The organism is Mesorhizobium sp. M7A.F.Ca.CA.004.12.1.1, from assembly GCF_003997835.1.
In the GTDB taxonomy this organism is placed as follows: Bacteria; Pseudomonadota; Alphaproteobacteria; order Rhizobiales; family Rhizobiaceae; genus Mesorhizobium.
In genome coordinates, this window is sequence record NZ_RZRK01000258.1 from 1 (window position 1) to 6,393 (window position 6,393).

Annotated in this window: 7 protein-coding genes and 1 pseudogene; 4 read left to right on the forward strand and 4 right to left on the reverse strand. The window is 63.3% G+C overall.

The window, feature by feature from the left end:
• From EN984_RS15485 to EN984_RS15500, 4 genes are all read left to right on the forward strand, one after another.
• Positions 1 to 1,120, forward strand: a 1,120-nt coding sequence (locus tag EN984_RS15485) for an AMP-binding protein (protein WP_127383815.1), incomplete at its 5' end; no start/stop codon positions are given.
• A 2-nt stretch (positions 1,121 to 1,122) separates the two neighbouring features.
• Entirely contained in the window at positions 1,123 to 2,103 is a 981-nt protein-coding gene (locus EN984_RS15490; RefSeq protein ID WP_127272486.1) for a 2-dehydropantoate 2-reductase, read from the forward strand.
• A gap of 95 nt (positions 2,104 to 2,198) precedes the next feature.
• Positions 2,199 to 2,582 (forward strand): VOC family protein, encoded by a 384-nt coding sequence (locus tag EN984_RS15495; RefSeq protein WP_127267611.1) that lies wholly within the window; start codon positions 2,199 to 2,201, stop codon positions 2,580 to 2,582.
• A gap of 104 nt (positions 2,583 to 2,686) precedes the next feature.
• Positions 2,687 to 2,920 (forward strand): hypothetical protein, encoded by a 234-nt coding sequence (locus tag EN984_RS15500; RefSeq protein ID WP_127267610.1) that lies wholly within the window; start codon positions 2,687 to 2,689, stop codon positions 2,918 to 2,920.
• Positions 2,921 to 3,005: 85 nt separating this feature from the next.
• Here EN984_RS15500 and EN984_RS15505 read toward each other — a convergent pair whose 3' ends face one another.
• From EN984_RS15505 to EN984_RS38805, 4 genes and pseudogenes are all read right to left on the reverse strand, one after another.
• Complete coding sequence (locus EN984_RS15505) at positions 3,006 to 4,064, reverse strand: aminopeptidase (protein WP_127383816.1); 1,059 nt, start codon at positions 4,062 to 4,064, stop codon at positions 3,006 to 3,008.
• A gap of 177 nt (positions 4,065 to 4,241) precedes the next feature.
• Positions 4,242 to 5,213 (reverse strand): branched-chain amino acid ABC transporter permease, encoded by a 972-nt coding sequence (locus EN984_RS15510; protein ID WP_127267612.1) that lies wholly within the window; start codon positions 5,211 to 5,213, stop codon positions 4,242 to 4,244.
• 22 nt (positions 5,214 to 5,235) lie between these two features.
• Positions 5,236 to 6,123 (reverse strand): branched-chain amino acid ABC transporter permease, encoded by an 888-nt coding sequence (locus tag EN984_RS15515; RefSeq protein WP_127267609.1) that lies wholly within the window; start codon positions 6,121 to 6,123, stop codon positions 5,236 to 5,238.
• A 7-nt stretch (positions 6,124 to 6,130) separates the two neighbouring features.
• Positions 6,131 to 6,393, reverse strand: a pseudogene (locus EN984_RS38805) (ABC transporter ATP-binding protein); the annotation flags it as partial.

Genomic DNA, 6,393 nt, shown 5'->3' on the forward strand with positions numbered 1-6,393 from the left:
ACCCGCCGGCAGCTTCATGATCGAGGGCGCAGCGATCGGACCGCAGGCCGCGCCCGACATGGCGCAAGACAGCGACATTGCGCTGCTGCTGCATACCTCCGGAACGACATCGCGTCCAAAACTGGTGCCGCTCAGCCATGCAAACATTGCGGCCTCGGCTGCCCATATCGGCGGCACGCTTGGCCTGACGCCAGATGACCGTTGCCTCAACATCATGCCGCTGTTCCACATCCACGGCCTGATCGCGGCCGTGCTGTCGTCGCTGGCTGCCGGCGGCAGCATCTACTGCACGCCGGGTTTCAACGCGCTGCGCTTCTTCCAGTGGCTGAGCGAGGCGCAGCCGAGCTGGTACACGGCGGTGCCGACCATGCATCAGGCGATCCTGCCCCGCGCGGCACGCAACACCGAGGCGCTGGCGGCGGCGCGTCTGCGCTTCATCCGCTCATCCTCGGCGTCGCTGCCGGCGCAGGTGATGGCCGAGCTGGAGGCGACCTTCGGCTGCCCGGTGATCGAATCCTACGGGATGACCGAGGCCGCGCACCAGATGGCCTCGAACCGGCTGCCGCCGGGCCAGCGCAAGCCGGGCAGCGTCGGTGCCTCCGCCGGTCCGGCCGTGGCTGTCATGGCGCCTGACGGGCGGCTGCTCGCAGCCGGCGAGACAGGCGAGATCGTCATTCGCGGACCCAATGTCACGACGGGTTACGAGAAGAACCCGGATGCCAATGCCACGGCTTTCGCGCATGGCTGGTTCCACACTGGCGACCAGGGCGTGCTCGACGAGGACGGCTATCTCAGGGTCACCGGTCGGCTCAAGGAGATCATCAACCGCGGTGGCGAAAAGATCTCGCCGCTCGAGGTCGACGACGTGCTGATGGACCATCCGGCGGTGGCGCAGGTCGTCACCTTCGCCATGCCGCATGACAAGCTTGGCGAGGAGGTGGCCGCGGCGGTTGTGCTGCGCGAAGGCATCAGTGCCACCGAGGGCGACATTCGCACCTATGCCGCGACACGGCTTGCCGATTTCAAGGTGCCGCGCAAGATCCTGATCCTGGACGAGATCCCCAAGGGTGCGACCGGCAAATTGCAGCGCATCGGCCTCGCCGCCAAACTCGGGCTTTGACGATGAAGATCACCATCTTCGGCGCCGGCGCGATCGGCGGCTATCTCGCGGCCAAGCTCGCCATCACTGGGCGGACCGATCTTTCGATCGTCGCGCGCGGCGCCCATCTGGAAGCCATCAAGGCGGACGGCCTGCGCCTGATCGAGGATGGCCAGGAGATTTCGGTCCCCGTCCGGGCCGCCGCCAAAGCCGACGAGCTTGGCGCCCAGGATTACGTCGTGCTGGCGCTGAAGGCCCATTCTCTCTCCCCAGCCCTTGACCAGATCGCGCCGCTGCTTGGGGACCACACATCAGTCGTCACCATGCAGAACGGCGTGCCCTGGTGGTATTTCCACGGCGTCGGCGGGCCGCTCGAAGGCACCAGGCTGAACGCGGTCGACCCCGGCGGCGCGATCTGGCAGCGGATCGGACCGGACCGCGTTATCGGCTCGGTCGTCTATCCCGCCGTCGAGGTCGATGCGCCGGGCCTCATCCGCCATGTCGAGGGCAAACGTTTCTCGCTCGGCGAACCCTCCGGCGAGCGCAGCGAACGGGTTACGCTTCTGGCCGAGGAAATGGTCAAGGCCGGCTTGCAAGCGCCGGTGCGCGAGGACATCCGCAGCGAAATCTGGGTAAAACTGTGGGGCAATCTCTCCTTCAACCCGATCTCGGCGCTGACCGGCAGCACGCTGGCCGCGATTGTCGCCGACGATGGCACCCGCGCGCTCGCCCGCACCATGATGCTGGAGGCGCAGGCGATCGGCGAAAGCCTCGGCGTGCGTTTTCCCATAGCGGTCGACCGGCGCATCAAGGGCGCCGGCGATGTCGGCGAACACAAGACCTCGATGCTGCAGGACCTGGAGCGCGGCAGGCCGATGGAGATCGACGCGCTGGTGAGCGCGGTGCAGGAACTTGGCCGGCTCACGGACAAGCCGACCCCGACCATCGATGCCGTGCTGGCGCTGGTGCGGCGGCTGGCGGTGGAACGCGGGTGTTATCGGTGAGGTGGAAGGACAGGGCAAATCAGAGCCGTGGCGCGCGACGATCCAGGCCTTGAAGCAACTTGGCCTCATATCCCAGCTTGACCAAGGTTAGCAGCATGCTGAACGCCATTCACCACGTCGCGCTCATCTGCACCGACTACGACCGGTCGCGACAGTTCTACGTCGAACTCCTCGGCCTCGATCTGATCCGGGAGGTTTATCGGGAGGAGCGGCAGTCATGGAAAGCGGATCTGCGGATCGGGTCGGCCCAACTGGAATTGTTCTCCTTCCCTGCACCAGCGATGCGGCCATCCCACCCAGAGGCTACAGGCCTGAGACATCTGGCATTCGCTGTGGCTAATCTTGAGCCCGTAATTATCCGCCTGGAAGCCGCAGGCGTTGCCGTCGAGCCTATCCGGATCGACCCATATACGGACCAACGGTTTACCTTTTTCAGGGACCCGGATGGATTGCCGCTGGAACTCTACGAAGCCCCATAAGGAACGGTTCGCTTTCGCGACGGGCGCTGTGTACTGACGGTCTCGGTATCGGCGGACCGCGAATCTGTGCTAAGCGCCGCCCAACCAACCAAAGGACGACACCAATGAGCGAACTGACCGTGGCCGAGGCGACCGAGAGCATCTATGCCTCGCTCCGGGCGGACAATGCCGACATCGACACACATATCGCGGCGCTTAAGGCGGCGCTGACGCGAGAAGGGATCAAACAGGCGGTGTTCGATCCGGCCAAGCTGGCGCAGAACAACCGCTCGGGCCGCAAGTTGATGCAGGCTTATTTTCGGCAGCGCGGCGTGAGCGTGAAGTTCTCGGACCAGTAGAACCGCGCGGGCGATCTCAATCGCGCGATTTGGTTGGTTTCGGACGCAAGTTCCCCGACGCTTCGGGCCATCCCTTTTGACCGGCTCAATAACAGCGATCTGCCGCCGCAAGTGCATCGACGCGGTGAGCTTGGTCCAGTGCGCCAATCCGTCGGACTGACGCATAGAACCTGACATAGTCGCCCGAACACAAGTCGAACAGGCGCAGAAACGCGGTCACCCGATCGCTATAGACGGACGTCGCGGCGAGCTTTGCATTGTTGATCGGGGAAGCGAACCAGGCATCGTATCCCCGGTATCGGCCCCAGCGCCTGTCGCGCATGTGTCGGTAGCGCATCCGCAGCCGTTCAATCGCGGCCGTCTTCGCGGCCAGTTTTTGCTCCGAGGTGCCGGCGTTGGAATAGACTTGCGCCAGCTCGTCCCGGGTCCGCGACACCAGCGAAAGAAATTCAGCCTTGCGTCTCCGGGCGGCTTCGTAACGGCGCAATGCGGCGGTATCGCCAGCCGCGCGCAGCCATTTTTTCACGCCGGTTGTTTCGACGGCGACAGCGAACGCCTCGTTGGATGCGGAATCGTCGTGCACGGAGACGCGGTGGTGGGCCAGTTCATGGAACACCAGCGCTGCGAGATAGGTTTCATCCTGGCCGAACATCGTGCTGAGCAGCGGGTCGCTCGACCAGCCAAGCGTGGAATATGCCGTGATGCCCGTCACATAGACGTCCATGCCCTGTCCTTGAAGTTCGACAGCGGTTTCAGTCGCGGACTTCCTGGAGAAATACCCCCGGTAGGGAACACAGCCGAAAACAGGAAAACACCATGTTCGCGGCGTCAGCGAAAATGCCGGCGCGGCGAAGACAGCCCATGTCACCGAGTCCCGACCAATGTCGACATAGCTGCGGTAGCTGTTGTTGTCGGGCAGCGCCAGTTCATCCGTTGCGAACTGTCGTATAGCGCTCGCCGATGCCATTCGCGCGCGCAATGCCTTCGGCGTCGACGGATCCTCGATCAGTTTTCCGACATCCTGGCGCGCCGTCATGATCCGCAGATGGCCCTGCACGGATTGCGCGTAGTAGGAAATACTGGTGCAACCGGTCACGCCGGACGCCACGATTACAACGACAAGCAATCGAAAGAATGCGCGCATCACGATTTGCCCAAAGCAGTGCTCACCCGTTCCGATGGAGTCGCAATTGCCCCAGGTCGCAAGCAGTCGCATCGATTTGATCGAGGTCTATAGCTTTCTGAAGTATCCGGACAGGTGCTCATTGGGGAGACGCATGCGTCATCACGCGCAAGCCGCGTCCCATCAACCTGCAGCTGATCAGTCCTTTCCCGCCCGCTTGAAAATCCGCGCGTAAAATTCGCCGACGATGCCGCGCCGGAAGACGAGCACGCACACCATGAAGATCAGGCCAGTGGCGATGGTCACCGGAAAGCCGGAAGTGGCAAGCGTGTTTTCCAGGCCGATGACAAGGCTGGCGCCGATGATCGGCCCGACCATGGTGCCGATGCCGCCCAGAAGCGTCATCAGGATCACCTCGCCCGACATCTGCCAGGTGACGTCGGTGAGCGTGGCGAACTGGAAAACGATCGCCTTGAGCGATCCGGCCAGCCCGGCCAGCGCCGCCGACATGACGAAGGCGCCGAGCTTGTAGTTGGCGACGGAATAGCCCAGCGAAATGGCGCGGTTCTCGTTCTCGCGGATCGAGCGCAGGATCATGCCGAACGGCGAATTGACGATGCGCCAGATGGCGAAGACGCCGACGAGGAACACCGCCAGCACGAAATAATACATGTTCAGCGAGACGTTCAGGTCGAGGACGCCTAGCAGCATGCCGCGCGGCACACCTTGGATGCCATCCTCGCCTTGCGTGAACGGCGCCTGCACGCAGAAGAAGAAGAACATCTGCGACAGCGCCAGCGTGATCATGGCGAAATAGATGCCTTGCCGGCGAATGGCGAAGAAGCCCATGACGAAGCCAAGCAGGGCCGCACCCGCCATGCCGAGCAGAATGCCGGCTTCCGGCGGCCAGCCCCAGACCTTGACGGCATGCGCCGTGAAGTAGGCGGCGCCGCCGAAAAAGGTGGCGTGGCCGAACGACAGCAGCCCGGTGTAGCCAAGCAGGAGATTGAACGCACAGGCAAACAGCGCAAAGCACAGCATCTTCATCAGGAAGATCGGATAGACCAGGAAAGGCGCCACCAGCAGCGCCAGGATGCCGAGCCCGACCAGCGTCCATTCAAGCCGTGCCGACGTTTTGGCCGATGTCTCGCGAAGCGTCAGTTCCGACATGTCAGATGTCTCTTCCGACATGTCAGGCGTCCCTTCCGAACAGGCCGGCCGGCCGGACCAGAAGCACGATGGCCATGATGACGAAGACCACGAGGTTTGAGGCCTCGGGATAGAAGACCTTGGTCAGGCCCTCGGCAAGGCCAAGCATATAGCCGGTGACGATCGCGCCGAGGATCGATCCCATGCCGCCGACCACGACGACGGCGAAGACGACGATGATGAGATCCGACCCCATAAGCGGGCTCACCTGATAGATCGGCGCTGCCAGAATTCCGGCAAGCCCAGCCAACGCGGAGCCGAGGCCGTAGGTCAGGGTCAGCAGCAAGGGCACGTTGACGCCGAAAGCCTGGACGAGGCGGGGATTCTCCGTTGCGGCGCGCAGGTAGGAACCGAGCCTGGTCTTCTCGATCAGCGCCCAGGTTCCGAAGCAGACGATCAGCGAGGCGACGACGACCCAGCCGCGATAGTTGGGCAGGAACATGAAGCCGAGATTGGTGCCTCCCGAAAGCAGTGGCGGCACCGCGTAGGGGTTTCCCGAGACGCCGTAATAGTAGCGGAAGATGCCTTCGAGCACGAGCGCGAGGCCGAAGGTGAAGAGCAGCCCGTAGAGCGGGTCGAGATCGTACAGCCGCGACAGCGCCAGGCGCTCGACCACGATGCCGAAGACACCGACGATCAGCGGCGCAAGGATCAGCGCCGGCCAGTAGCCGATGCCGAGATAGGTGAGCAGCAGATAGCCGACGAAGGCGCCGAGCATATACTGGGCGCCATGGGCGAAATTGATGACGCGCAGCAAGCCGAATATGACGGCCAGGCCCAGGCTCAGCATGGCGTAGAACGAGCCGTTGATCAGGCCGACCAGCAACTGGCCGAGGAAGGCCTGAACGGGGATGCCGAAGATCATCGTCATGGCGCCATCATACACCCAGGACTTCGTGGAGCTGCGTCATGCGGTCCGGCAACTCGCCGACCGGGAACCCTGCCACCACCTTGCCGTGCTCCATCAGATAGAAACGATCGGCGACACGGCTGGCGAAGCGGAAGTTCTGCTCGACCAGCAGGATCGTCATGCCGCGCTTTTTCAACGTCGCCAGCAACGCGCCGATGCGCTGCACGATGACGGGAGCGAGCCCCTCCGTCGGCTCGTCGAGAAGCAGCATTTTCACACCCGTTCTCAACA